Here is a 25,195-nt window from a genome sequence, read left to right as displayed (position 1 = left end):
CCTCCGGGGCCGCCATCATGTGCGGGCGGTTCAGACGCTCCCTGGGAACATCTCCTAGTCGATCGGACTAGCATGCTGGGATGACGGACCAGCGGCCCCAATACGGCGAAATCGCGACCCTCGACGAGCAGCGCAGGGCAGCCGGGCTGCCTCCGCTGGGCGAGGTTCCGACCGCCGAGGTCGGTGCACCCTCGAGCCGGCCCGCTCAGACTGGCAGCGCTCCGACCGGTTCGGCCCCCGCGCGTCCGCGTCCGGTCGACCGATTCGTCACGATCGCCCTGCTCGCCTACGGTCTGGTGAACGTCGTCATGACGGGCCTGTCGTACCTCGACTTCTCCACGGCGATGAATCAGATGATGAGCGTGCTCGGTGTGGGCGGAGAGTTCACGAACTTCGCGCAGGGGAGAACCTGGGGCACGATCGCGGCGATCGTCCTGGCGGTCGGCTGGTCGCTGACCGCGTTCTTCTCCATCCGTCGCCTTCGCACCGGCAAGCGCTCGTGGTGGGTGCCGCTCGCCGGCGCGGCGATCACTCTGCTCGTGGCGTCCGTCTGCGCCTCGATCCCGCTGATGAACGATCCCGCCTTCATCGACTTCGTCGCCAAGACAGCCGGTCAGTGACCGTCTGAACGACAGATGCCCCCGGCCGATCGGCCGGGGGCATCTGTCATTCGGGACGGATCAGCTCTTCGACTGTCCGTACGAGCCGAGCTGGCGCGTGGACTCGACCACGCGAGCGGCCATGGCCGTCTCGGCGATCTTGCCCCAGGCGCGCGGGTCGTACTGCTTCTTGTTGCCGACCTCGCCGTCGACCTTCAGGACGCCGTCGTAGTTCTTGAACATGTAGTCCGCGATCGCACGGGTGTACGCGTACTGCGTGTCGGTGTCGATGTTCATCTTGATGACGCCGTTGGCCACCGCGAGGGCGATCTCGTCGTCGGTCGAGCCCGAGCCGCCGTGGAAGACGAGGTCGAGCGGCTTCGGGCCGGTGTTGTACTTCGCGGCGACCTGCTGCTGGATCTCGCCGAGGAGCTCGGGGCGCAGCTTCACTCCGCCGGGCTTGTACACGCCGTGGACGTTGCCGAAGGTGAGAGCGGCGATGTAGCGACCCTGCTCGCCGAGGCCGAGAGCCTGCACGGCCTGGTCGACGTCCGCGAAGGTCGTGTAGAGCGCGTCGTTGGAGCCCTCGTGCGCGACACCGTCTTCCTCGCCGCCGACGACGCCGATCTCGACCTCGAGGATCGCGTTGATGTTCTTCATGCGGGGGAGGAGATCCTTGGCGATCTCGATGTTCTCCGCCAGGGGGACAGCCGAGCCGTCCCACATGTGCGACTGGAAGATCGGGTTGCGTCCGGCCTTGACCTCTTCTTCAGAGGCGGAGATCAGCGGCTCGACGAAGCCGGCGAGGGCATCCTTCGGGCAGTGGTCCGTGTGGAGCGCGACGGTGATCGGGTAGTTCTTCGCGACCTCGGTCGCGAAGCGGGCGAAGGCGAGTGCGCCGGTCGCGCGTGCCTTGACCGTGTGGCCGGCGAAGTAGTCCGCTCCACCGGTGGTGACCTGGATGATTCCGTCGGAACCTGCCTCGGTCAGGCCCTGGAGGACCGAGTTGATCGTCTGCGAGCTGGAGACGTTGAAAGCCGGGTACGCGAAGCCGCCGGCCTTCGCGCGGTCGAGCATTTCGGCGTACTGATCCGGGGTGGCGACGGGCATGAGAACTCCTGCGATTTGGGAAGCCGGGACAGCAGTCACTCTATCGGGGCTGACTGTCGGATGCTGTCGGAGCGGACCGGCCGACCTCCTCCTCCTGCGCCCACGTTAAGAATCGCACTTCCTTCGTCGCCGCCTGACCGAAAACAGGCGTCTCGCGCCCGCCCGATGGTTAGGCTGACCGCATGGTTAGTCTTACAGCGGATCTGAGCCCCCTTCGTCCCGATCGAAATCTCGCGATGGAGCTGGTGCGGGCCACTGAGGCAGCCGCCATCCGTGCCGTCCCCTTCATCGGTCGTGGCGCGAAGGAAGCGGCCGACGGCGCAGCCGTCGATGCCATGCGTGCGTTCCTCGGAACCGTGGCCTTCCAGGGTCGTGTCGTGATCGGCGAGGGTGAGAAGGACAACGCGCCGATGCTCTTCAACGGCGAGGAGGTCGGCACAGGCACTGGCCCCGAGTGCGACATCGCGGTCGACCCGATCGATGGCACGTCGCTGACAGCCGCGGGGCGCCAGAACGCGCTCTCCGTCATCGCCGTCTCCGACCGGGGCTCGATGCTCGACGCGTCGTCCGTGTTCTACATGGACAAGCTCGTCACGGGACCCGCCGGCGTCGGAGTGGTCGACATCCGTCTTCCGATCGGTGAGAACATCCGCAAGCTCGCGGGGGCCCTCGGAAAGCCGGTGGACGAGATCGTCGTATCGGTGCTGAACCGCCCGCGTCATGAGCAGCTGATTCAGGAGATCCGGGATGCCGGGGCCGGTACGCGACTGATGAGCGACGGTGACGTCGCCGGTGGCATCAACGCGGCCAGGCACGCCGCGCGCACCGACATGTGCGTGGGCGTCGGAGGCAGCCCTGAGGGAATCGTGACGGCGTGTGCCATCAAGGCGCTCGGCGGGCACATCCAGGGGAGACTCTGGCCTCGCGACGACGACGAGCGCCAGCGCGGCATCGATGCCGGACTCGACATGGACAAGGTCTATGAAGCCAACGACCTGGTGCGCGGAGACAACACGATCTTCGTTGCCACGGGTGTCACGGATGGGCAGCTGGTGGCCGGCGTCCGCCGTGAGCACGGGTACATCTACACCGAGAGCGTCGTGCTGCGCGGCGCGTCGGGAACCCTTCGGAGGATCGCCTCGGAGCACCTCGTCTCGAAGTGGCTCTGATCTCTGATATCTGAGCGGAACCGGTCATCGTTACCGACCCGGTACCGCCGTGCGCAGCGCCGAGCCGAGGTTTCTCGCGCGTCCGTGTCACAATTGTCACTGGATTTGTCGCCGTCGACGGAGCCACCAGGCACCGCAGGCACAGGAGGGCAGACCGATGACAACGCAGCACACGAATGGTTCCAAGGCCGCGCCGACCAAGATCGTGACGACGCCCACCGGTCGCATCATGCGGATCAATGTCGATGAGGCCGGTGTGCCTCTTCCGACGGGGACTCCGGCGCCGCCTGTGGTCAAGACCGCTGTCGCAGACCCCGCTCGTCGCGCTGACGTGCTGTTCCGAAAGCGCCTCGATGAGGGGCACGAAGTCAGCTCCTGGTGGATGATCGGCGCTTTCGTCGTGACCAGCGGTCTCGTCATCCTTCTTCTCAGTGGCGTGCCGGGCGTCGCCTGACATCAGTTCCGGGGCTCTTCGGGGTCGATCGCTCCGAAGGCCGAGCCCGTCTGCACCGACTCTCCGTTGCCGAGACGAGAGCGGACGTCTCCGACGTCGGCCTGAATCGGTGAACCCGGCTCCTCGGATGCCTCGCCCTCGGCGTTGCGGATGCCGACGTTCGAGTCGAGTTCCTTCTCCGAATCGATCATGAGCTCAGGCGCGGTGAAGCGTCGGGTCTGCGCGGTGACCGCGGGTGCGACCGAGTCGAGTGTCGACGAGCTGATGCCGGGGAACTGCCGAGCTGTCACGAGCACTCGGCTCTCGAGCGAGCCGGCGAACCTGTTGTAGCTGTCGACCGTGCGCTCGAGCGCGCGGCGAAGATCATCGGCATGACCGGCGAGCACACCGAGCCGGTCGTACAGCTGCGTTCCCAGGTTCAACAGCGCTCGTGCTTCGGTCGACACTTCCTGCTGCGTCCAGCTGTAGGCGACGGTCTTGAGCACCGCCCACAGGTTCACGGGCGATGCGAGCGCCACCCGCTTGCTGAAGGCGTAGTCCAGCAGCGTCGGGTCTTCGTCGATGGCCGCCGCGAGGAGCGACTCGCTCGGGAGGAAGCAGATGACGAACTCGGGGCTCGCGTCGAGACCCGACCAGTAGGCCTTCTTCGCGAGTGCGTCGATGTGGGCGCGCACCGCCTTCACATGCTTCTGCATGTGCGCGCGTCGCTGGGCCTCGTGCGCGTCGCCGATCGGCAGCGCCGAGGCCTCGAGATAGGCGTCGAGCGGCACCTTCGCGTCGACCGCGATCGACGTGCCGCCGGCCAGGCGGATCACCATGTCGGGGCGGCCCTGGCCGCGGTCTGACGAGATCGTCGACTGCAGGTCGAAGTCGACGTGACGGATCAGCCCTGCGGCCTCGACGACGCGGCGCAGCTGGGTCTCGCCCCAGACGCCGCGCGTGGCTGTCGACCGCAGCGCCCCGGCGAGCGATTCGGTGGTCGATCGCAGCGCCTCGTCGGACTCCTGCGCGCGCCTGAGCTGCTCCGCGAGGGAACCGAACTGCGCATGCCTCTCCTGCTCGATGGCCGAGACCTTCTGCTGCATCTGCTGCAGGCTCTCGCGAACGGGGGCGAGCGCCGTGAGCACCGCATTCTGCTGTTGCACACGCTGCGCCTCGGCGCGCTGCTCGAGTCGCGCGTGCTCGACGGCATCCCGATACAGGTCGTACTGCCGGTCGCGATCGTCTCGGGCGGCGGCGAGTTCCGCCTCGATGCGGGCGAGATCCGCCGCACCGCGCGAGCCGTGGAGGAACCAGCCCACTGCGACGCCGGCCACGAGCGCGGCCAGGAGGAGAACGAGCGTGAGAGCATCCATGTGCTCCATGATGCGCTCGGCCACGGACATTCGTCCGGTGCGACTCAGGCGACCGCGCGCTCCGGAGTGGCGATGACCGGATCGGTCACACGCAGCGCGAGCGCATCGGCCAGGGAGAAGACGTCGGACGCGCCGTGCCGGCGGGCGGCATCGATGATGATGTGCGCGCAGGCGAGCGCGTCAGCGAGCGCGTCATGGTGCGAGAATCCGGTGAAACCGGCGGCCTCGGCGGCCTTCGGAAGACGGTACGACTCGAGCTCGTAGGTCTTGCGCGCCACCTGCAGGCTGCACAGCGAGCGATACGGCGGGCAATCGCCACCCGTGGCCTCTGACGCGCGGCGGAGCACATTGAGGTCGAAGCCCGCGTTGTGCGCCACGAGCACATCTGCACCTGCGAAGGCGCACAGGCGGTCGAACTGATCCGCCCAGCTCGCGGCGTCCCGCACATCGTGCGCCCGGATGCCGTGGATCTTCGTGTTCCACTCCTGGAACTCGTCGTGCCCGGCGGGCGGGCGGATCAGCCATCCGGCCGTCGCGACGATCCGGCCATCGCGCACACGCACGAGGCCGACGGAGCAGGCGGAGGCGGGGCTGGAATTCGCCGTCTCGAAGTCGATAGCGGTGAAGTCCAGTGGCACATCCCCACTCTCTCCCGGCATCCGAGACGCTCCCGGATGACTCGCCGTAGGCTGGCGACATGAGTACCGAGCGAGCGACATCCTTCGGTGCCGAAGCCGCGAACTACGAGGCCGGGAGACCCGACTATCCCTTCGAAGCGGTCGCGTGGATGCTCGACCCGATGCCGCACGGTTCTCGTCGCATCGCCGATGTCGGCGCGGGAACGGGCAAGCTCACTCGCGTGCTCGCTCAGGCGCCGGACGCCGAGGTCGTGGCCGTCGACCCGGACGCCACCATGCTCGAGACCCTGCGTCTGAGCGTTCCCGGTGTTCCCACGTTCCAGGGGACCGCCGAGCGGATGCCGTTGCCCGACGCGAGCCTCGACGCCGTCGTGCTCGGTCAGGCGTGGCACTGGGTGCAGCCGGCAGCCGCGTCTGCCGAGCTCGGACGAGTCGTCCGCACCGGGGGAGTCCTCGGGTTGATCTGGAACATCCGCGACGAGCGCGTGGAGTGGGTTCGTCGCCTGACGGACATCATGCACAGCAGCCCGGCCGAGAACATGGTCAACGGCCCCGGGTCCGATGGTCCGCGCATCGAGGCGCCCTTCACGCACGTCGAGAAGCAGCAGTGGGAGTGGACGCGCGCGATGAGCAGGACGAAGTTGCACCAGATGGCGCTCTCACGCAGCTACCTCATCACCGCTCCCGCCGACGAACGCGCGGAGATCACGCGACAGATGGACGACCTGTTCGACGAGCTGGGGCTCGAGGGCGACTCGACGATCGACCTCCCCTACGTGACGCACGCGTTCCGCGCCGTGCGCGCCTGACCGGCATCCCGGAGGGGCTGCGCATCTGCGCCAGGTAGACTCGACCCCCGTGGCTCTCACTATCGGAATCGTCGGCCTGCCCAATGTCGGCAAGTCCACCCTTTTCAACGCTCTCACCAAGAACGACGTGCTCGCGGCGAACTACCCGTTCGCGACGATCGAGCCGAACGTCGGGGTGGTGAATCTTCCCGATCCGCGTCTCGACAAGCTCGCCGAGATCTTCGGCAGCGAGCGCATCCTGCCCGCAGCGGTGTCGTTCGTCGACATCGCCGGTATCGTGCGCGGTGCCAGCGAGGGCGAGGGGCTCGGCAACAAGTTCCTCGCGAACATCCGCGAGGCCGATGCGATCGCCCAGGTCGTGCGCGGTTTCGCAGATGACGATGTCGTGCACGTCGACGGCGCGGTCAACCCGGCATCCGACATGGAGACCATCAACGCCGAGCTCATGCTCGCCGACCTCGAGACCGTCGACAAGGCGATCACGCGGTACGAGAAGGAGGTGCGCGGCAAGAAGATCGAGCCCGTCGTCCTCGAGACCGCCCACGCGGCCAAGGACGCCCTCGAGCGCGGTGTGCTGCTGTCTGTCGCCGGCATCGATCTGACCCCGATCCGCGAGCTCGGGCTTCTCACGGCCAAGCCGGTCATCTTCGTCTTCAACGTCGACGAGGGCGTGCTCACGAACGATGCGCGCAAGGCGGAGCTCGCCGCTTTGGTCGCTCCGGCGAAGGCGATCTTCCTCGACGCGAAGATCGAGTCCGAGCTGATCGACCTCGACCCCGAGGATGCCGCAGAGCTGCTCGCGTCGACCGGCCAGGACGAGTCCGGTCTCGACCAGCTCGCCCGCATCGGCTTCGACACCCTCGGTCTGCAGACCTACCTCACCGCTGGCCCCAAAGAGGCTCGCGCGTGGACGATCCCCAAGGGATCCAAGGCGCCGCAGGCTGCCGGCGTCATCCACACCGACTTCGAGAAGGGCTTCATCAAGGCCGAGATCGTCTCGTTCGACGACCTCGTCGAGACCGGCTCCGTCGTCGAAGCCCGATCCAAGGGCAAGGCCCGCCTCGAGGGCAAGGACTACGTCATGCAGGACGGCGACGTGGTGGAGTTCCGCTTCAACAACTGAGCGGGGTCCGGCCCGAGTGCTGAGGAGATTGAGGGCGGCTCGTACGACGCCGCGGGTCGCGAATCAGATCTCGTCGCCACGCAGAGCGCGCACGGTCCAGCCGACCCGCACCAATGCCTCCGCAAGGCGGTCGGCGGCAGCGCGCGCGACGTCGAAGCTCGCATCGGAGCAGACGTCGACGGCGATCGGCGGCGGATCGGCGAAGCGTGGTATCTGCACCTCCGCCCAGGCGTCGGGCGAAAGCGGTACCCGAGGGGACGCGGTGCGTGCGTCTCTGATGGCACTGTCCGACGCGAAAGCGATGACGTCCAGCGCATGGAGCTTGGTGATCGGCATGTCCACGACGATGGTCACGACGAAAGCCGCGTTTGCGGTATCCCGGAACTCTGGCCTCACCGCATGAAGGTATCACTCGGCGCGAACAGTCGGTCTAGCCGCGACGCTCGACGTCCTGACGCAAGACCTCGGGCCACGCTTCGACATCTCCCGGGGTGCGAGCGACCGCAAGAGTTGCATTCGGGAGCAGTGCGGCGAGGGATTCGGCGGTCGACAACGGGTGGCCTGGATCATCGACCCACGCCAAGATCGTCGTCGGCACATCGATCTGCGCGACGGCCTCAGGGGCAGGAAGGTCGCTGAGGGCCGCGCCGCGCAGCAACGACGGCAACAGAGCGTCGGCGACGTCGGGCCATGTCTCCGGGGCGCCGACGGTGGCCGGGGGCGGAACTGATCCCCGCGTGGCGGCGTGGAACGCTTCCACACCGTCAGACTCGATGAGCGCAGCCGCTGCTCGGTAGTTCGCGGCCTGATCGGGTCTGGTGTCCCACGCGGTGGGCGGCACCATGAGCGTGAGCCCGGTGAAGCGGTCAGGCTCGAGCGACGCGGCGTGCAAGAGCGTCGCGGCGCCCATGGAGGGGCCGACTCCATGGACGCGTTCGCCCGGGAACCAGTGATCGAGCAATCGCAGAAGATCCTCGGCGAGGTTGTGCCAGCGGTAGTCCTCGGGGATCTTTCGCCCCGTCGACCTGCCATGGCCGCGTGCGTCGTATCGCAGCAGTCGTGTTCCGCTGAGCCCTCGACCCAGATCGAGATTGAGCACTCGATCGCGGGCACGGCTCGACGTGAGACCGTGCAGCTGGACCACCGGGTGTCCGCCTTCATCGCTCAAGGACACAGCCAGCTCGGCTCCGGGCACCTCGAAAGTGGGCATCGGGCTCCTCGATCGGGGACTCACCGCGTCGGCTCGGGCAGTCGTTGAGTTTCAGGTTATCTGGGGCCGCTAAGGTACTGCCCATGCGACTGACCAACGTCACGCACCTCCGCCTCCCGTTCGGACGGCTCTGGGGGTATGACGTGAGCGCGTCTGGGCTCGGGCGACGCATCCCCGTGTCATTCGATCAGCGACTCCATGTCGGAGCAGGCGACCGATCGGGCTCCTGGATGGCACTGTCCTTCCGGCTGCCTGCAGCGACTCGACGCGAGTCGATCGCCGATGCCTGGCTGGCTGTCGTCGCTCGCCACGGCACGCTGCGATCGGCATTCGCGCCCGGTGCTGACGGCGATCCCGTGCTTCACGAGATCGAGATCGGCCCCGGAAGCTGGGTCGAGCATCAGGTCGCCCCCGGCCAGGCAGTCAACGATGCCTTGCGGGACATCCTCGACGCGGCATGTTCGCCGTACCAGCATCCTTCGCATCGCCTGTGCGTGTTGGAGACCGCTGCGGGGCTCACGGTCGTGATCGCGGCGGACCACGCGCACGTCGACATGTGGTCGATGCTGGTGATCGCGCGCGACCTGCTGTCTGCGCTCGACGCCGAGAGGGCAGGCGCGACACCGATGCCGGGGGCGGCGCCGGCGTTCGTCGAACACACGCAAGCATTGCTCGATCGGGATGCTGCGCCAGACCACGTTCGTCAGCGATGGAAAGCCATCATCGAGGACAGCGGCGGTGTGATGCCGCAGTTCCCGTTGCCGCTCGGCACGCCCGAGCCGCATCGTGAGCGCGTGGAAGTGCGCGATGTGTTCGACGTCGACGACGCCGCAGCCTTTGCCGTGCAGGCGCGTGACGACGGCGTCTCGACCCTCGCACGCGCGGTGGTCGCGATGACCGCGGTGACGCGCGAGTTGGCGGGCACCCCGCTTCGAGCCGTGTTTCCCGTGCACAGCCGCTTCGAGGACACGTGGCATGACTCGGTCGGCTGGTTCATCACCAACTCCGTCCTCGAGTCGGACGTCGCCGAGCCGCGCGCGGCGGCGGCCGCGGTGAAAGAGGCGGTGCAACTCGGTGCGTGGCCGCTCGCCGACGTACTCGCTCCGTGGGGTGGCATGCCCGTAGCGCCTGGGATGTTCGCGATCTCATGGCTGGACCTGCGCAGGCTGCCTGTGCGAATCGACTCCGTCGCGCTCGACGCCCAGTATGTCAGCGCGGCGACCGACACCGACGGCGTCATGCTGTGGTTCATCCTCGATGAGTCGGGCCTGCACCTGCGATGCCGCTATCCCGATACCGCTGAGGCTCGCGCCAACGTCGGCGGGTGGCTCGACCTGCTTGTGGCCAGACTGCAGGCGGACGCGCGGTCCTCTGTCCGTGGGCGACTGCAGGTCGCCGACCGGACCTTCCGGCTCGAGCGTGCGAGCCGCGATGACATCGAGGCCATCGCCGCACTGCTGCTCGATGATCAATTCGGCTCGGACCGTGAGAGCGTCGAGCTCGAGCGATATGAAGCCGCCTTCAGCGCGGTCGCTCGCGACAGTTCCCACTATCTGGGGGTTGTCCGCGACAGTGCCGACCACATGGTCGCCACGATGCAACTCACCGTCATCCCCGGCCTCTCGCGCGGTGGTTCGACCCGATTGCAGATCGAGGGACTGCGGGTTGCGCCGGGGGAGCGGTCACGGGGCTTGGGCACGGCGATGCTCGAGTGGGCACACGAATTCGGTCGCGCGCGGGGCGCGCGACTGGCGCAGGTGACCACAGACGAAGCACGGGATCGGACTCGCGCCTTCTATACCCGACTCGGATATCAGACTGCCCACGTCGGGCTGAAACGGCACATCTAGCGGCGTACGCTAGCCGTGTTGCCGACCGAAGGACTTCGCCGTGTCTGATCACAATGTGCACATACCCGCCCCGGACGAGCCGTCGGTCCCGGAACTCGAACTCGACGAGACCGTCGCGCCGCGACCGGAGGAGGAGATCGCCGATGTGCTGCGGACGGAACCCGACCTCGAAGACCGCAGCGATCACTCCGAGTGAGAAGGCGTCTGAGGCTGGGGTGAGGCCGTGGCGCGTGCTTGGCACGCGTAGTCGCGCAAGGCCACGCGCACGGTCTTGATCTCGCCTCGGGCCGGTGACGGCGGCTGCCGTCGCCGTCTGCGAAGCTCGGACCCTCGCTACGCGACGAGGGGGTGCGGGTAGGTGGCGTCTCGGCCCTGGAAGCTCAGGATGCTGGGGTTCTGGATCACTCCCTGGCGGATCTCGATCGCGCGTGTGAGCGTCGAGTTCTCAGCCCATGCTTCGGGACCCGAGAGCACGGTGCGGAGGAAGGGCAGCAGCGCTTCGCTGATGTCCCACGTGGCGGAATTCCACAGGTATGACGGGCTGTGATCGACGGCGTAGTAGTTCACGCCCTGACCCACCGTGAACATCGGCTCCTCGAACGACGTCGGGATGGCCCATTCGAAGCCCATGCCCTCGTCGCAGGAGACGTCGATGATCAGGCTGCCCGATGCGAATCGGTCGAGGTCCTCGGTTCGCAGATACGTCAACGGCGCTGCGACGTCCTGCAGGGTGCAGTTGACGACGATGTCGTACGTCGCCAGGAAATCGGGGAGGAGCACGGGGCCGTCCTCCGTCTCGACTGTGCTGAGGTGCGTGGGCCCGTCGTCGGTGTTGAGCTGGGTGAGATGAGAGTTGTGGATGGGGGAGCCCACCGCCGCTGCCCCGCGCTGCGTGAGGACTTCGATGTCGTGGACTCCGTGCGCGTTCAGTGCGGTCACTGCACCTCGTGCCGTCGCGCCGAAACCGATGACGACGGCGCGAAGTCGCGGCCCGTAGTCGCCGGTCGAACCGACGAGGCTCAGAGCATGGATGACCGAGCAGTAACCGGCCAGCTCGTTGTTCTTGTGGAAGACGTGCAGACTCATGTCGCCCTGTGAGGTCCAGTGGTTCATGGCCTCGAACGCGATCAGTGTGAGGCGGCTGTCGATCGCGGTCTGCGTGAGGGCCGCATCCTGCACGCAGTGCGGCCAGCCCCAGAGGATCCGCCCCTCGGCGAGCTCGGCGACGTCTGCGAGCTGCGGTTTGGGCAGCAGCAGGACGTCGGCGGAGGCGAGCACCTCGGCGCGATCGGCGACGCGTCCCACGCGGGCTTCGACGTAGCCGGGCTCGAGCTGGAAGTCGGTGCCGTAGCCGCGCTCGACGATCATGCGAGCACGAATGTCTGCGTCGATGCGGTCGAGATGGCGGGGATGGAGGGGGAGGCGCCGCTCGTTCTCCATCGAGGAGTTCGCCAGCACACCGAGGGTCAGAAGCCCCTGGGTCGCGGTCGAAGTCGAGGGTGACGTGCGAACTGCGGACGAGCGTGTCGTGTCGGACAACGGGTTCCCATCTTCGGGGAACCAGGGTCAGCTCCTGCCCTGACTCTATGCCCCTGGGCGGCGGGGCGTCGCGCGGGGCCGATCTTCGCATCCTGCTCGGGCTACGCTTGATGTCGATCCCTGACACTCGAACGAGGAGCCGCGCGCCCATGACCGATACCCAGATCTTCGAGCCAGAGGGCCGCGCCATCCCCTTCGTGGACGAGGGAGACGGCCCCGTGAAGCTGGTTCTGATCCAGGAGCAGGGGCTCGCCGCCGACGTTCTGGGCGTCGCCGCGCACTACCTCGCCGAGGAGGCGGGCTTCCACGTGCTGCGGATCGGGCACCGGTCGGAGTCCGAGGCGACGCTCGACGAGCGCGTCGAGGACGTCATCGCCGTGATCGATCACGTGGGCATCGAAGACACCTGGGTCGGCGGTCACGGCTTCGGCGGCACGATCGCACGTGCGCTGGTGTCAGCGCACAGCGACCGGGCCAACGGCCTGCTGCTGCTCGGTGTCGAGGACGTCGACATCGCGGTCGCACCGGCGATCCCCGTGCTCATCGTGCAGGGGACCGAAGACACCGACACCCCCGCAGCGAACGCAGAAGCACTGCAGGCGACGATCCCTGACCGGTCGAGCATCAAGACGATCGCGGGCGACCACCTGTTCCCGATGCACCACCCGATCGAGACCGGCGTGATCATCGAGGAATACCTGGACTGGGACTGACTCCGATGGCAGCATCTGGCCGCACCGTCGTCCTCGCGATCGATCTGCAGGCCGGAGTGACACCCGGGTGCTTCGACGAACAGGGCGTGCTCTCCCGCGCCGCAGCCCTGGTCGACAGAGCTCGCGCAGCCGGAGTGCCCGTCGTCTGGGTGCATCACGACCCCGTCGGCGTGGGCACGCCTGAATGGGAGCTGGCGGCTCCACTGCATCGCGCCGAGGGCGAGCCCCTCGTGTGCAAGGACTACCGGGACTCGTTCGCAGACACGACCCTGCGAGCGACGCTCGACGAGCTGGGTGCGACGCGTCTGGTGATCACCGGCGCGCAGTCCGACTTCTGCGTGCGCACCACCACGCAGCGCGCAGCAGCCGAGGGGTACGACGTCACGCTCGTGAGCGACGCGCACACCACGGTCGACACCGAATGGGACGGCGTGCCGATCTCGGGCGAGCAGATCGTCGCACACACCAACATGTACTTCTCAGGACTGCGGTATCCGGAGCAGGAGTTCGGGATCGCGACGCACGATCAGGTCGTTCTCTGACGACCCGACCCGAGTCTGAGATTCCCTCGCCGCCTGAGATGATGGTCTGATGACCGCCACCCTCGTCGCCCAGAACCTGGCAGGCGGCTACGGCCACCGCATCCTCTTCGAGGGGCTCGATCTGACGGTCGCTCCTGGCGACGTGATCGGCGTCGTCGGGGCGAACGGAGCGGGCAAATCAACGCTTCTCCGCCTTCTCGCCGGCGTGGACGCGCCGATGGGAGGGTCGATCTCGCTCGCACCCAGCGACGCGTTCGTCGGGTGGCTGCCACAGGAGCACGAGCGAGTGGAAGGTGAGACGGTCGCGGAGTACATCGCGCGCCGCACCGGGTGCGCGGCGGCGACGCGAGATATGGATGCGGCTGCGGCGGCGCTCGGAGACCCGACGCTCGCGCCGGCGGGCACAGACCCGGCCGACACCTACTCTCAGGCGCTCGACCGGTGGCTCGCAAGCGGGGCGGCCGATCTCGACGAACGCATCCCTGCCGTGCTCGCCGACCTCGGGCTCCCGAGCGGCAGCGGTGTCGCGGCTGATGCGCTCATGACGGGGCTCTCGGGTGGTCAGGCTGCTCGCGTCGGGCTCGCGGCGTTGCTGCTGTCGCGCTTCGACATCGTGTTCCTCGACGAGCCGACCAACGATCTCGACCTCGATGGGCTCGATCGACTCGAGTCGTTCGTCCGCGGACTCCGTGGCGGTGTCGTGCTCGTCAGCCACGACCGCGAGTTCCTGGCGCGCAGCGTGACTCGTGTGCTCGAGCTCGATCTCGCACAGGGATCGAATCGCCTCTACGGCGGCGGCTACGACGCCTTCATCGAAGAACGAGCCGTCGTGCGCCGGCACCTGCGGGAGAAGTACGACGAGTTCGCCGACAAGAAGGCCGACCTCGTCTCGCGTGCCCGCACCCAGCGCGAGTGGTCGAGCCAGGGTGTGCGCAACGCGATGAGGAAGTCGCCGGACAACGACAAGATCAAGCGCAAGGCGTCAGCCGAGTCGAGCGAGAAGCAGGCGCAGAAGGTGCGTCAGATGGAGAGCCGGATCGCGCGCCTCGACGAGGTCGAGGAGCCCCGCAAGGAGTGGCAGCTGGAGTTCACGATCGGTTCGGCGCCTCGATCGAGCAGTGTGGTGTCCACGCTCAGCGGTGCGGTGTTCCGGCAGGGGACCTTCACCATGGGGCCGCTTTCGCTGCAGATCGATGCCGGCGACCGCATCGGCATCACCGGCCCGAACGGTGCCGGCAAGTCGACGCTGCTGCGAGCTCTTCTCGGGCGGCAGGAGCCGGTCGAGGGGACGGCGAGTCTCGGGAGCAGCGTGCAGATCGGCGAGATCGATCAGGCCCGATCCTTGCTCACCGGTGACGCGGCGCTCGCGGACGCGTTCGAGGCTCTCGTTCCCGAGCTGACATCGGCGGAGGTGCGCACCCTGCTGGCCAAATTCGGCCTCAGAGCCGACCACGTCACCCGCCCCGTCGGCGCCCTGTCTCCGGGCGAGCGCACCCGGGCGGCGCTGGCGCTGCTGCAGGCGCGCGGAGTCAACCTGCTGGTGCTCGACGAACCCACGAACCACCTCGATCTGCCGGCCATCGAGCAGCTCGAGCAGGCGCTCGAGTCGTACGCGGGCACGCTGCTGCTCGTGACGCACGACCGGCGGATGCTGGAGGCCGTGCAGACGAACCGTCGATGGAGCGTCGAGAACGGCCAGGTGAGCGAGGTCTGAGGCTCAGCGCCCCTGACGCTTCTTGTAGGGCTTCGGCTGCCCCTTCACGACGGGCGCACGGCCTTTGCCCTTCGACGCCTTGGCCTTGCCGCCGGCCGGGCCCACCGTCTTCGGCGCGGGCGGGGGAGCAGCGGCCACAGTCGCCTGAGCCTCGACGAGGAACAGCTCGCCGACGCTCGTCAGCCTCGGTGTCCCTTCGCGGTTGATCAGGGTGTGTCCCACCTCGTCCTCGAGCTTGTCGAGAGAGGTGTAGAGCGATGCCAGGGGGATGCCCAGCTGCTTGGCGGCTCGGGGGAAGTGCAGCGTCTCGGCGACGACGACGTAGCGACGGAGCAGTGCCAGCTTCATGCGGGTGAACGATCTCTCTGAATCCGCGACGATCGCGGGTCCCCACCTAACCTACGCGAGGCGGATGCGCGGCCGCCCCACACAGACACGGATGCCGCGGCTCGATGAGCCGCGGCATCCGGTGATCCTGTCGTTCAGGCGACCTGCGGGAGAACCGCGAAGGACACAGAGCCTTCGTCGTCGACACCGGCGTCGAGCACCTTCTCATCGAGCGCTGCGGCAGCGGCCTCGTCGAGGAAGAGTCGGGTGCCGGCGACCTCGACCACCCGGTCGTCGGGCTCGGGGTCCGGGGTCACGAGGACCGCGAGGCGTGCGCCCCCGTCCGGGCCGGCAGTAGGCGTGGAATGGATGCGAAGGCCTGCGTCGGTGGCGTCGGTCTGACGGCTGACGAGGGTGTTCACGATTGCGGTGGCGTTATCGGTGAGGGTGAGCACGAGACTCTCCTTCCGGTTGCGGTCACGCCGCGGGTGCGACGTGTCCGGGCTACGATTCCGCACACCCCTGGGGCGATTCAACCCGACGCGCCCGGTTCGGAGGGGTCTCCCACCTGATGCAGAGGTTTTCTCAGGAACACCTGCTCGGTTCCGTCGCCCTGGGGCACCCGCTCCGCCTCTTCATAGCCGCACGCCTTGTAAAGACGTATGTTCGCCTCGCTCAGGCTGCCGGTGAAGAGCTCGGCTTCACGGGCCGTCGACGAACGCTCGGCCGCGTCGAGCAGCGTGCGTCCGATGCCCTCGCCCTGCATGTCGGGGGCTATCGCTATCCGGCCGATCAGCAGCACTCCGTCGGCTTCGACGAATCGGATCACTCCCACCAGACGGCCGTTCTGGCGGGCTGTCAGCCCCCTGCTCGACCGCAGCTCGGCCTCGACTTCGGGCAGGGTCTGGGTCAGCGGAGGCATGTCGGCGCTGCCGTAGATCTGCGCCTCCGAGACGAACGCCGCCCTTTGAAGGGTGAGCACCTCGCCCGCATCCGATTCTGAGACGGGCCCGATCACCACGTCCGATGCGTTCTCGTCGATGTCCGTCTGTGCTCTCTCTGATTTCGTCACTGCGCCACGATCTGATGAGACCGGGGGGACTGTCAACCCCCTCGATCCGGGCGCGCCGCGGAGCTAGCCTCGCAGTTCCCAACCTCAGGAGGACTCCATGGCTGAGAAGACCGCGTCCAAGACCGGCACCGCATCCAAGCGCGGAGCGAAGACGACCAGACGACAGAACGCCGAGAAGGGATTCACGGCATCCACGACGCTCGCCGCCAATCTGCAGCTCGTGCTCGTCGACCTGATCGAGCTCTCGCTGCAGGGCAAGCAGGCGCACTGGAACGTCGTCGGCCGCAACTTCCGGGACACGCACCGACAGCTCGATGAGATCATCGACGCCGCGCGCACGTTCAGCGACACGGTCGCGGAGCGCATGCGCGCGCTGCACGCCGTGCCCGACGGGCGCACCGATACGATCGCCGAGTCGACGTCGCTTCCCGCGTTCCCGATGGGCGAGGTCTCGACGACCGACACCATCGATCTCGTGACCGCGCGTCTGGATGCCGTCGTCGGAACGATCCGCGACGTGCACGACGCGGTCGACGAAGAAGATCCCACCTCTGCCGACATCCTGCACGCGGTGCTCGAGAGCCTCGAGCAGTTCGCATGGATGGTCAGCGCCGAGAACCGCACCCCGGCCGGCCGCTGACCTCTGCGGGGAACCTCGCGTCAGGTCTTGTCGTCCGCCCCGCCTCGTTCGGCCTCGCGCCGCACGAGGCGGGGGAGGACGAGCCACAGGAGGAGCACAGCCACGCATGAGGACACGAGCGCGATGAGCCCCGCGGAGCGGTCGACGGTGAAATCGATGATGAGGGTCGTGACGCCGATCGTGAGCGCGGCGATCGCCACGAGATCGATCTTCACGATGCGAGCGGCAACCCGCACGAGTTCGGGCTTGCGGCGGCGGCCGAACAGCGCTCGATGCATCCCCACCGGTGCCAGCGCCAGAATCGTGGCCACCGCGGCGAGCCCCACCAGCACCACGTACACGTCTCGCTGGAACTCGTCCATGTCCTCGAATCGAGGAGTGAATGCCACGGCGAGCAGGAACCCCGTGAGGATCTGGGTGCCCGTCTGCATCACGCGCAGTTCTTGCAGCAGCTCCTCCCAGTTGCGGTCTGCTCGCTCGTTACGCGTCTCATCGCGCCCGTCACGGCGGTCGTCGAGCTCCGCGGAGCGCGTGGGGTGGTCATCGGGTTCCATGCGGCCAGTCTCGCGGGAGGCCTCGAATCCTGTCCAGCCACTTGTGCGTCGACCGAGAAGGAGACCATGATGACGCTTCCCCCGATCCGGGAATGGTGGTCAGCGCTGTCGCTCGAGGCGCGGGTCGACGTGCTCGGCGAGTCGGCGCCGCAGCTGAGCGAACGGACTCGAGAGGAGATCCGGACGATCACGGGTGCGGTGGTCGGCATGAAGGAGACCCTCTCGGACGAGGACCTCGAATACGCCCGCTCCGAGACGCGCTCGGAGATCGCCGACGAGGACTCCGACTGACTCGACGCACTCAGCTGTCTTCGGGGGCCTGCTCCTCGCGCAGTCGGGGTGTGGTTCGGCGTTCCGGACGCAGACCCGCCTTGTCGGCGTAGAACGCGCGGATCCTGTCCATGTCGGCGGCGACGTCCCCCGTCAGCTCGAGAGTGGGCCCGAGACCGGTGGTCATCGTGGTGCGGTCGACGAATCCGAGCGTCACCGGCATCCCGGTCTCTCTTGCGATGCGGTAGAAGCCGGACTTCCAGTACTCGTTGCCCCCGCGAGTGCCGTCGGGCGTGATGACGAGACCGAAGACGCTGCCGGAATGCACCTGCGCGACGACGTCGTTGACCACTCGTGCCGGGTCGGCTCGATCGACTGGGATGCCGCCGATGCTCCGCATGATCGGCCCCCGCCAACCCCGGAACAGACTGTTCTTGCCGAGCCAATGCACCTCGATGTCGAGCCGCCACGCGATCGCCAGCATGAGGACGAAGTCCCAGTTCGACGTGTGCGGCGCACCGATCAGGATGGTGGGTCGCACAGGCGTCGCCTCGGCAGTGAGGGTCCAGCGGCTGACTGCCCAGAAGAGGCGGGCGAGGAGTCGTTTGAGCACTCGTCAACCGTAGGGCAGAACTCCTGGTGAGCCACTGTCGTCGGGCGAAGGAGGGCCGTTTCGCGCCATCTCGTCGCCACGGGCGTACGATCGAATGATGGCCAAGACACAGGACTCCGCAGAGCAGGACGCACCGACCGTGCTTCAGCCGCTGACCGGAACTCCGAACCTTCTCGATGACGACGCCGCCGGGTACTGCAGCGGCGGCGTCTGCCACTTCCCTGCGCCGAAGACGCAGTAGCGATCAGACGCCGCCGCAGCGGCGACGTTCAGTGCCCGCCATGCATCGCGTCGGCCAGATCGTCTGCGGGCTTGCGGACGAACGCGCTCAGCGCGACGGCGGCGAGCGAGATGATCGCGGCGATGAGGAACGCCATCCGAGCGCCAGGTGCTCCAGCCGCGGCCGTCTCCAGTCCCTCGGCCTCTCCTGCGTGCAGGATGGCGGAATAGGTGACGGTGAGGACGGCGACGCCGGCGGCCCCGCCGACCTGCTGGAGAGTGTTCAGCACCGCGGAGCCGTGCGAGTACAGCGAGCGTGGCAGTGATCCGAGCGATGCGGAGAACAGGGGCGTGAAGGACATCGCGAGCCCGATCGACATCGCGGCCTGCACGATGATCAGCACCCACCACACGGTGTGCTCTCCGACGGTCGAGTAGTAGAACAGCGCTGCCGACACGAGGATCGTTCCGGGGATCAGCAGCGGGCGCGTTCCACGAGCGTCGTACACGCGGCCCATGACGGGGCCGAGCAGACCCATCAGCACGGAGCCGGGAAGCAGGATGAGACCTGCTTCGAGGGCGTTGAGTCCGGCGACGTTCTGCAGGTACTGCGGGAGCAGCGTCAGCGTGCCGAACATCGACAGCGCGAGGATCGCCATGATGATGACCGCGAACGTGAAGTTGACCGAGCGGAACACCCGCAGATCGAGCAGAGCGTCATCGATGCGCTGCAGCACCAGCTGACGCCAGACGAACAGCGCGAGGGCGACGGCACCCACGACGAGTGCGATCACGCCGCTGGTCTCGCCGGATCCGCCCTCGCCGCCGAACTGGCTGAGACCGAAGACGATGCCGCCGAAGCCGAGTGCCGCGAGCGGGATGGAGAGCACGTCGAGGGGAACCTTGCGCGTCTCTCCGAGGTTCGTCATCCACTTGACCCCGATGAAGAGCGAGATGAGGGCGATCGGCAGGATGATCGCGAACAGCGCGCGCCAGTGGAGCGTCTCGAGGACCGCGCCGGCGAGCGTCGGGCCGATCGCGGGAGCGAGCGAGATGACGAGACCGACCCGGCCCATCATGCGACCGCGCGACTGCGGAGGGACCACGTTCATGATCGTCGTCATGAGCAGCGGCATCATGATTCCGGTGCCGGCGGCCTGGATGACTCGACCCACGAGGAGGACCCCGAAGCCGGGCGCCACGAGGGCGACCAGCGTGCCGAGCGAGAACGAGACCATCGCCGCGATGAAGACCTGGCGGGTCGTGAAGCGCTGCAGGATGAACCCGGTGGTCGGGATCACGACGGCCATGGTCAGCATGAACGCGCTCGTCAGCCACTGCCCGAGCTCGGGCGGGATGCCCAGATCGGCGTTCAGATGCGGGATCGCGATCCCCATCGTCGTCTCGTTGAGGATGGCGACGAACGCGGCGACGAGAAGCAGCCAGATCACGCGCATGTCGCTGCGAGCGATCTCACCGCTCGCCGCAGCCGGGGGCGTGGTGATCGAACCGGTGTCGACGGCAGACATACGGCCTCCTGGGCACGAGAGAAAGAGGGAAGGCGCGCGAGTGCGCGTTGGACATTCAGCGTAACCACAGCTTCGGACATTCCATTCCGGATCCGGGCGAATCCGCTCTCAGCGGAGGCTCAGCCGCGCCGGATCGGTCCCGATGTCGACCTCGCTGACTACGCTGGCGAGATGAGCATGGGTGGCGGACGCGGTGGATTCCGCGGGGTGGATGAGACCGCGCAGCGTCGGCTCAACGCAGAGGCGCCGCGGATCAGCGGCCTGGGCGCCAGAGTGATCGCCCTCTTCCGGCCCTACCGATGGCGCATCTTCTGGACCGGCGTGCTGGTCGTCATCGGCGCCGCGATCGCGGTGATCCCTCCGCTGATCGTCCAGCGCATCTTCGACGACGCCCTCTTCCCGGTAGACGGCGGGGGTCCGCAGCTGCAGCTGTTGATCTGGCTCGTCTCGGCGATGGTCGGGTTCTTCCTCGTCTCGGCCGTGCTCGGAGTGGCTCAGACCTGGCTCACCTCGACGGTCGGCAACAGCGTCACCGGCGACCTCCGTGTGCGCCTGTTCGAGCACCTGCAGGCGATGGAACTCGGCTTCTTCACCCGGACGAAGACAGGCGTGATCCAGTCCCGCCTGCAGAACGACGTCGGCGGCGTCTCAGGGGTGCTGACGAACACCGTCACCAGCATCCTGGGCAATGTCGTCACCGTGATCGCGTCGCTCGTCGCGATGATCCTCATCGACTGGCGTCTCACTCTGATCGCCGTCGTGCTGATGCCGTTCCTGATCATCGTCCAACGCCGCGTGGGCCAGGTGCGTGCGCGCATCGCGGGAGAGACGCAGGAGTCCCTCTCGGAGCTCACCTCCATCACGCAGGAGACGCTGAGCGTCTCGGGGATGCTGCTGTCGAAGGCGTTCAACCGCCAGCGCACGGAGTCCCAGCGATACCAGGCCGAGAATCGCAATCAGGTCACGCTGCAGGTGCGGCGAGCGATGAGCGGCCAGGGCTTCTTCGCCGTCGTCCAGGTGCTGATGGCGAGCGTGCCCGCCGTCATCTACCTCGTCTCGGGCTACCTCATCGCCGGCGGCAGCGGCGCCATCACCGCCGGCACCGTCGTGGCCTTCACGACCGTCCAGGCGCGTCTTCTGCAGCCGCTGATGGGACTCATGCGGGTGTCGCTCGACCTTCAGACATCATCCGCGCTGTTCGCGCGCATCTTCGAATACCTCGACCTCGTCCCCGAGATCCAGGACGCTCCGGATGCGATCACCGTCGCCGAAGCCCCGGGGCCGCGCGGACGGATCGAGTTCGCGGATGTCGTCTTCCGCTACCCGGACGCGGCGCCCGACGCTCGACCCACTCTGCAGGGCGTGTCGTTCGTTGCCGAACCGGGACAGCACGTGGCATTCGTGGGTCCGTCCGGCGCCGGCAAGACGACGGTGCTGTACCTCGCTCCGCGGCTGTACGAGGCGCACGGCGGCGCCGTGCTCTTCGCGGGTGCGGACGTGAAGACCCTCACGCAGGAGTCCATCATCGATCAGGTCGGCATCGTGTCTCAGGAGACCTACCTGTTCCACGCCACGATCCGCGAGAACCTGCTCTACGCCCGCCCGGAGGCGACCGACGAGGAGATGATCGCGGCCTGCACCGCGGCGAACATCCACCACATCATCAGCGGGTTCGAAGACGGCTACGACACGGTCGTCGGGGAGCGGGGATACCGTCTCTCGGGCGGTGAGAAGCAGCGCATCGCGATCGCGCGTGTGCTGCTGAAGGATCCGCCCGTGCTTCTGCTCGACGAGGCTACCTCCGCTCTCGACACCGTGTCGGAGCGGGTCGTACAGGAGGCACTCGACGAGGCCGCGAAGGGGCGCACGACGCTCACGATCGCGCACCGTCTCTCGACGATCATGGGCGCAGATGTCATCCACGTCGTCGAGGCGGGGCTGATTGTGGAGTCGGGAACGCATGCCGAGCTCCTCGCTCTGGGCGGTCTCTACGCCGAGCTCGCCGCGCAGCAGGTCGCCGCATCACGCGTGCTCGACACGGAGATGGTCATCGAGACGGCGGTCACGGGAGGCATGCGTGCCGCTCTCGCCGACCGCAGAGCGGACCGGGCGCCGGAGGATTCGGCCGGAGCGGATGCGGTCGATGCGCTCACCGCGCCGGTTCCGCTGCTCGATATGCCTCGCGCGGACGAGCGGGTGTACCCGGCCGAAGGGTGAGACGCGGTCAGTGCACCGACAGGCCGCCGTCGATGAACAGCGACTGCCCGGTGACATAGCTCGAGCCGACGCCCGCGAGGAACACGGAGGCCGCCGCGAAGTCGGCGGGCAGTCCGTTGCGCCCGATCATCGTCCGGGCCGCCAGCGCCGCGATCTGCTCCGGATCCTCCTGCAAGCGTGCGTTGAGCGGAGTGAGCACGAATCCGGGAACCAGGGTGTTGCTCGTGACTCCGGTGCCGCCCCATGCCTCGGCCTCCGAGCGCATCAGCGACTCCACGGCTCCCTTCGACGCTCCGTAGACGCCGCTGCCGACGAAGGCACGATGCGCCTGCTGCGAGCTGATGTGGATCAGGCGCCCGAAGCCGCGCTCGGCCATGCCCGTGGCGTAGCGCTGTCCGAGCAGGAACGGGGCGAGCGCATTGACGGTCATCGTCGCATCCCAGTCGTCCTCGGTGATCTCGGCGAACGGCGGGCGGATGTTGATCCCTGCAGAGTTCACGAGGATGTCCGGCTCGCCGAACGGCTCGGTGGCGGCCTCGGCGAGGGTCCGGATCCCTTCTCGGGAGCCGAGATCGCCGACGACTCCGGCCGCCCGGCATCCGGCGCTCGTGAGCTCGGCGACGGTCTCGGCGATCCGGGCTTCGCCGCGTGCGACGATCACCGTGGCGGCCCCGGCCTTCGCGAGTGCGGTCGCGATGCCGCGTCCGATGCCCGAGCTGCCGCCCGTGACGACGGCTGTGCGGCCCTCGAGCGAGAAGAGGTCGGCGAGGTACTGGTTCATCGGTCTCCTGGTGGCGAGCCTCACCACGCCAGGGCGGCGGTGAGGGCGGGGTCGGGGCGGACGTCGGCGTGCTCGGGGAGCGCTTCGATCTCGGCGACGAACGCGTCGATCTCCGCCGAGTACGCGGGATCGGCGTGAGTGCGCGCGATCTCGACCAGTGGGGGCACATCCATGGCGAGGATCAGCTCGAGTCGGGCCGTGACGGCGGCCCGGGCGCCCGCCTCGTGCAGCACGCGGATTCCCCCGCGCAGAGCGTCGACGTAGTCGCGCAGCACCGGGAGCTGCGCCCGGCTCTGCGTGATCGAGGTGCCGTCGGCCCGCAGACGCCACCGCACGACGGTGTCGGGGATGACGTCGAAGGCGCGGGCGCGGGTGTACATCAGCTGCGCGACCACCTGGTCTTCGTACGCCACGCCCTCGGGAAACCTCAGGTCGGTCCAGAAGTCGGTGCGGCTGACCTTCGACCACGCGACGATGTTGGCGCTCGCGCGGGGGTGCTCCATGATCGTGGTGCCCAGCCGTGCAGGAGACGTCGCCGCCGACACCCATGGCTGCACCCGCCCGGCGACATAGCTCTCGCCGTCGAAGCGCGATCGCACATACGCGCCCGCGACGAAATCGCTGCCGGTCTCGGCGAGGGTGCCGAGGAGGCGCCCGAGCGCCGTCGAGGTGAGCTCGTCATCGCCGTCGAGAAACCCCACGAAGGGGGTGTCGACCAGGTCGAGGCCCACGTTGCGCGCAGCGCCGAGCCCTCGGGACGCCTCGTGCCGCAGGCTTCGGAACCTCGGATCCGACGCGGCGGCTGCGGCGAAGATCTCTCCGGTGTCGTCGACGGAGCCGTCGTCGATGAGGAGAGCGCGCCACCGCGTCTCGGACTGCGCGCGCAGCGAGTCGAGAGCGGCCGGAGCGAAGGCGCCGATGTCGCGGCCGGGGACGATCAGAGTCACGATCGGGGCGGTGGCGGTCACCAGCCGAGTCTATGGCCGCACGCACAGCTCTCGCCGTTCAGGGGTGGCCGACCGCCCTCACCGACTCGGCCACCAGCGCGCCGAGCCGCTCGGGCAGATCGGAGGGCAGCGCCTCGCGTCCGAAGGTGAAGCGCACCGAGGTCTGTGCGACCGCAGGAGACACCCCGCACGCGAGGAGCACATGCGAAGGCTCGTCGCTCCCGGCAGCGCAGGCAGAGCCGCTCGACGACACGACTCCCCGTCGCTCGAGCTCGAGCAGAACCGCCTCGCCGCTGACACCGGTGAACGTGAAGCTCGCCGTCGCGGGAAGCCGCGCCGCCGGATCACCGGTGAGCGACGCCTGCGACACGAGCGACTGAACCACCTCGATGAATCGTCCCGTGGATGCGCTGAGCCGGGCGTTCACCTCGTCGCGCTCCGCTTCGGCGAGCTCCAGCGCCGTGGCGAGGGCCACCGCTCCCGCGACGTTCTCGGTGCCGGAGCGGCGACCCCGTTCCTGCCCGCCACCGTGCATCAGGGGTTCGAGAGCGACGCGCCCGCGCACGCCGAGCACGCCGATCCCCTTGGGGGTCCCGAGCTTGTGCCCGGCCACCGCTATCGCATCCGCCCCGAGATCGGTGAGTGGCAGCCACCCCGCCGACTGCACGGCGTCGACGTGCAGCGGTACGCCGGCATCACGGGCCACCGCGGCGAGTGAGGGCACGTCCTGGATCGTGCCGATCTCGTTGTTGGCGTGTCCGATCGCCACCAGGGCGGTGTCCTCACGCAGGGTCTCCGTCAGTGCAGAAGCGGAGATCCTGCCGAGGGCGTCGACCGGAGCGGCCGACACCTCGACCCCATGGAAGCGATGCAGATAGTCGGCGGACTCGAGGATCGACTCGTGCTCGATCGGCGAGACGACCAGATGCCCGCGGCCGCGCGCGAGAGCCGCGAGCACGATCCCCTTGACCGCGAGGTTGTTCGATTCTGTTCCGCCGGAGGTGAAGATCACATCTCCGGAGCGCATCCCGAGCACCCGCGCGACCCGTGCGCGTGCTTCGTCGAGCGCGCTCGCCGCAGCTTCGCCGTATGTGTGATGGCTCGACGGGTTGCCGAACACCCCGGCGAGGAACGGGCGCATCGCGTCGAGCACCTCCGGACGGACCGGGGAGGTCGCGGCGTGGTCGAGATAGAGCATCCG

29 protein-coding genes are annotated in these 25,195 nt (G+C 67.9%); 14 read left to right on the top strand and 15 right to left on the bottom strand.

The annotated features are described in order from the left end of the window. Positions 1-80 precede the first annotated feature (80 nt). Positions 81-620 (top strand): DUF6264 family protein, encoded by a 540-nt coding sequence (locus OB895_RS06155; RefSeq protein ID WP_042542046.1) that lies wholly within the window; start codon positions 81-83, stop codon positions 618-620. A 60-nt stretch (positions 621-680) separates the two neighbouring features. Here OB895_RS06155 and fbaA read toward each other — a convergent pair whose 3' ends face one another. Further along, positions 681-1,709: a class II fructose-bisphosphate aldolase gene (gene fbaA / locus OB895_RS06150; RefSeq protein ID WP_042542045.1), complete on the bottom strand. Its 1,029-nt coding sequence runs from the start codon at positions 1,707-1,709 to the stop codon at positions 681-683. Between the two features lie 182 nt (positions 1,710-1,891). Here fbaA and glpX point away from each other — a divergent pair, with 182 nt between their 5' ends. Beyond that, positions 1,892-2,878, top strand: coding sequence for a class II fructose-bisphosphatase (glpX, locus tag OB895_RS06145; RefSeq protein WP_042542044.1), 987 nt, complete (start codon positions 1,892-1,894; stop codon positions 2,876-2,878). Between the two features lie 157 nt (positions 2,879-3,035). Then, positions 3,036-3,332: a hypothetical protein gene (locus OB895_RS06140; RefSeq protein WP_042542043.1), complete on the top strand. Its 297-nt coding sequence runs from the start codon at positions 3,036-3,038 to the stop codon at positions 3,330-3,332. A 2-nt stretch (positions 3,333-3,334) separates the two neighbouring features. Here OB895_RS06140 and OB895_RS06135 read toward each other — a convergent pair whose 3' ends face one another. Together OB895_RS06135 and OB895_RS06130 are read right to left on the bottom strand one after the other, a co-directional pair. Beyond that, positions 3,335-4,687, bottom strand: a complete 1,353-nt coding sequence (locus tag OB895_RS06135; RefSeq protein ID WP_311879916.1) for a DNA recombination protein RmuC — start codon at positions 4,685-4,687, stop codon at positions 3,335-3,337. 44 nt (positions 4,688-4,731) lie between these two features. Further along, positions 4,732-5,325, bottom strand: coding sequence for an exonuclease domain-containing protein (locus OB895_RS06130; protein WP_042542042.1), 594 nt, complete (start codon positions 5,323-5,325; stop codon positions 4,732-4,734). Between the two features lie 59 nt (positions 5,326-5,384). Here OB895_RS06130 and OB895_RS06125 point away from each other — a divergent pair, with 59 nt between their 5' ends. Then, the gene (locus OB895_RS06125) at positions 5,385-6,134 is read left to right on the top strand and encodes a class I SAM-dependent methyltransferase (RefSeq protein WP_311879468.1); all 750 of its coding nucleotides are present in this window, start codon (positions 5,385-5,387) and stop codon (positions 6,132-6,134) included. Between the two features lie 49 nt (positions 6,135-6,183). Then, positions 6,184-7,257, top strand: coding sequence for a redox-regulated ATPase YchF (gene ychF, locus OB895_RS06120; protein WP_042542040.1), 1,074 nt, complete (start codon positions 6,184-6,186; stop codon positions 7,255-7,257). A 63-nt stretch (positions 7,258-7,320) separates the two neighbouring features. Here the strand turns inward: ychF and OB895_RS06115 are convergent, their stop codons facing one another. Together OB895_RS06115 and OB895_RS06110 are read right to left on the bottom strand one after the other, a co-directional pair. Then, a complete protein-coding gene (locus OB895_RS06115; RefSeq protein ID WP_228385668.1) occupies positions 7,321-7,611 on the bottom strand; it encodes a hypothetical protein in 291 nt (96 codons plus the stop codon). Between the two features lie 76 nt (positions 7,612-7,687). Beyond that, entirely contained in the window at positions 7,688-8,467 is a 780-nt protein-coding gene (locus tag OB895_RS06110; RefSeq protein ID WP_311879466.1) for an alpha/beta fold hydrolase, read from the bottom strand. 83 nt (positions 8,468-8,550) lie between these two features. Here OB895_RS06110 and OB895_RS06105 point away from each other — a divergent pair, with 83 nt between their 5' ends. Further along, entirely contained in the window at positions 8,551-10,317 is a 1,767-nt protein-coding gene (locus tag OB895_RS06105) for a GNAT family N-acetyltransferase (protein ID WP_311879464.1), read from the top strand. Between the two features lie 40 nt (positions 10,318-10,357). Next, entirely contained in the window at positions 10,358-10,513 is a 156-nt protein-coding gene (locus tag OB895_RS06100) for a hypothetical protein (RefSeq protein ID WP_153302151.1), read from the top strand. A gap of 137 nt (positions 10,514-10,650) precedes the next feature. Here OB895_RS06100 and OB895_RS06095 read toward each other — a convergent pair whose 3' ends face one another. After that, entirely contained in the window at positions 10,651-11,757 is a 1,107-nt protein-coding gene (locus tag OB895_RS06095) for a N(5)-(carboxyethyl)ornithine synthase (protein WP_311879914.1), read from the bottom strand. Positions 11,758-12,005: 248 nt separating this feature from the next. Here OB895_RS06095 and OB895_RS06090 point away from each other — a divergent pair, with 248 nt between their 5' ends. Genes OB895_RS06090 through OB895_RS06080 form a run of 3 tightly spaced genes read left to right on the top strand, consistent with a single transcriptional unit; the run spans position 12,006 to position 14,825 of the window. Then, on the top strand, positions 12,006-12,569 hold the full coding sequence (locus tag OB895_RS06090; RefSeq protein WP_042542037.1) for an alpha/beta fold hydrolase: 564 nt from the start codon (positions 12,006-12,008) through the stop codon (positions 12,567-12,569). Between the two features lie 5 nt (positions 12,570-12,574). Next, positions 12,575-13,111, top strand: coding sequence for an isochorismatase family protein (locus tag OB895_RS06085; protein WP_311879461.1), 537 nt, complete (start codon positions 12,575-12,577; stop codon positions 13,109-13,111). A gap of 49 nt (positions 13,112-13,160) precedes the next feature. After that, positions 13,161-14,825, top strand: a complete 1,665-nt coding sequence (locus OB895_RS06080; protein ID WP_311879460.1) for an ABC-F family ATP-binding cassette domain-containing protein — start codon at positions 13,161-13,163, stop codon at positions 14,823-14,825. A 3-nt stretch (positions 14,826-14,828) separates the two neighbouring features. Here OB895_RS06080 and OB895_RS06075 read toward each other — a convergent pair whose 3' ends face one another. From OB895_RS06075 to OB895_RS06065, 3 genes are all read right to left on the bottom strand, one after another. Beyond that, entirely contained in the window at positions 14,829-15,173 is a 345-nt protein-coding gene (locus OB895_RS06075; protein WP_079112513.1) for a LysR family transcriptional regulator, read from the bottom strand. Between the two features lie 134 nt (positions 15,174-15,307). Beyond that, the gene (locus OB895_RS06070; protein ID WP_042542033.1) at positions 15,308-15,607 is read right to left on the bottom strand and encodes an iron-sulfur cluster assembly accessory protein; all 300 of its coding nucleotides are present in this window, start codon (positions 15,605-15,607) and stop codon (positions 15,308-15,310) included. A 77-nt stretch (positions 15,608-15,684) separates the two neighbouring features. Continuing rightward, positions 15,685-16,224: a GNAT family N-acetyltransferase gene (locus tag OB895_RS06065; protein ID WP_228385670.1), complete on the bottom strand. Its 540-nt coding sequence runs from the start codon at positions 16,222-16,224 to the stop codon at positions 15,685-15,687. 97 nt (positions 16,225-16,321) lie between these two features. Here OB895_RS06065 and OB895_RS06060 point away from each other — a divergent pair, with 97 nt between their 5' ends. After that, entirely contained in the window at positions 16,322-16,864 is a 543-nt protein-coding gene (locus tag OB895_RS06060) for a Dps family protein (RefSeq protein ID WP_042542032.1), read from the top strand. Between the two features lie 20 nt (positions 16,865-16,884). Here the strand turns inward: OB895_RS06060 and OB895_RS06055 are convergent, their stop codons facing one another. After that, on the bottom strand, positions 16,885-17,418 hold the full coding sequence (locus OB895_RS06055; RefSeq protein WP_311879459.1) for a DUF6328 family protein: 534 nt from the start codon (positions 17,416-17,418) through the stop codon (positions 16,885-16,887). A 69-nt stretch (positions 17,419-17,487) separates the two neighbouring features. Between OB895_RS06055 and OB895_RS06050 the strand changes: the two genes are divergently transcribed. Next, positions 17,488-17,709 (top strand): hypothetical protein, encoded by a 222-nt coding sequence (locus tag OB895_RS06050; RefSeq protein WP_042542030.1) that lies wholly within the window; start codon positions 17,488-17,490, stop codon positions 17,707-17,709. Positions 17,710-17,719: 10 nt separating this feature from the next. Here OB895_RS06050 and OB895_RS06045 read toward each other — a convergent pair whose 3' ends face one another. After that, entirely contained in the window at positions 17,720-18,301 is a 582-nt protein-coding gene (locus tag OB895_RS06045; RefSeq protein WP_042542029.1) for a 1-acyl-sn-glycerol-3-phosphate acyltransferase, read from the bottom strand. A gap of 97 nt (positions 18,302-18,398) precedes the next feature. On the opposite strand from OB895_RS06045, the gene OB895_RS06040 reads away from it, so the two are divergent. Continuing rightward, positions 18,399-18,542: a hypothetical protein gene (locus OB895_RS06040; protein ID WP_164481686.1), complete on the top strand. Its 144-nt coding sequence runs from the start codon at positions 18,399-18,401 to the stop codon at positions 18,540-18,542. Positions 18,543-18,570: 28 nt separating this feature from the next. On the opposite strand, the gene OB895_RS06035 is transcribed toward OB895_RS06040, so the two are convergent. Next, on the bottom strand, positions 18,571-20,049 hold the full coding sequence (locus tag OB895_RS06035) for an MDR family MFS transporter (RefSeq protein ID WP_311879456.1): 1,479 nt from the start codon (positions 20,047-20,049) through the stop codon (positions 18,571-18,573). Between the two features lie 171 nt (positions 20,050-20,220). Here OB895_RS06035 and OB895_RS06030 point away from each other — a divergent pair, with 171 nt between their 5' ends. Continuing rightward, complete coding sequence (locus tag OB895_RS06030; protein ID WP_079112518.1) at positions 20,221-22,266, top strand: ABC transporter ATP-binding protein; 2,046 nt, start codon at positions 20,221-20,223, stop codon at positions 22,264-22,266. A gap of 7 nt (positions 22,267-22,273) precedes the next feature. On the opposite strand, the gene OB895_RS06025 is transcribed toward OB895_RS06030, so the two are convergent. From OB895_RS06025 to OB895_RS06015, 3 genes are read right to left on the bottom strand one after another with little or no spacing between them, the layout of a single operon-like run. After that, positions 22,274-23,047 carry an SDR family NAD(P)-dependent oxidoreductase gene (locus OB895_RS06025; protein WP_311879455.1) on the bottom strand — a complete coding sequence of 258 codons (774 nt, stop codon included), beginning with the start codon at positions 23,045-23,047 and terminating at the stop codon, positions 22,274-22,276. Between the two features lie 20 nt (positions 23,048-23,067). Continuing rightward, positions 23,068-24,015 (bottom strand): glycosyltransferase family 2 protein, encoded by a 948-nt coding sequence (locus OB895_RS06020; RefSeq protein WP_311879453.1) that lies wholly within the window; start codon positions 24,013-24,015, stop codon positions 23,068-23,070. A 37-nt stretch (positions 24,016-24,052) separates the two neighbouring features. Then, on the bottom strand, positions 24,053-25,192 hold the full coding sequence (locus tag OB895_RS06015; RefSeq protein ID WP_311879452.1) for a cysteine desulfurase family protein: 1,140 nt from the start codon (positions 25,190-25,192) through the stop codon (positions 24,053-24,055). Between the last annotated feature and the right edge of the window lie 3 nt (positions 25,193-25,195).

Origin of the sequence: Microbacterium forte (genome assembly GCF_031885415.1) — a bacterium.
GTDB lineage: Bacteria > Actinomycetota > Actinomycetes > Actinomycetales > Microbacteriaceae > Microbacterium > Microbacterium forte.
This window is presented reverse-complemented; position numbering and strand designations above follow the sequence as displayed.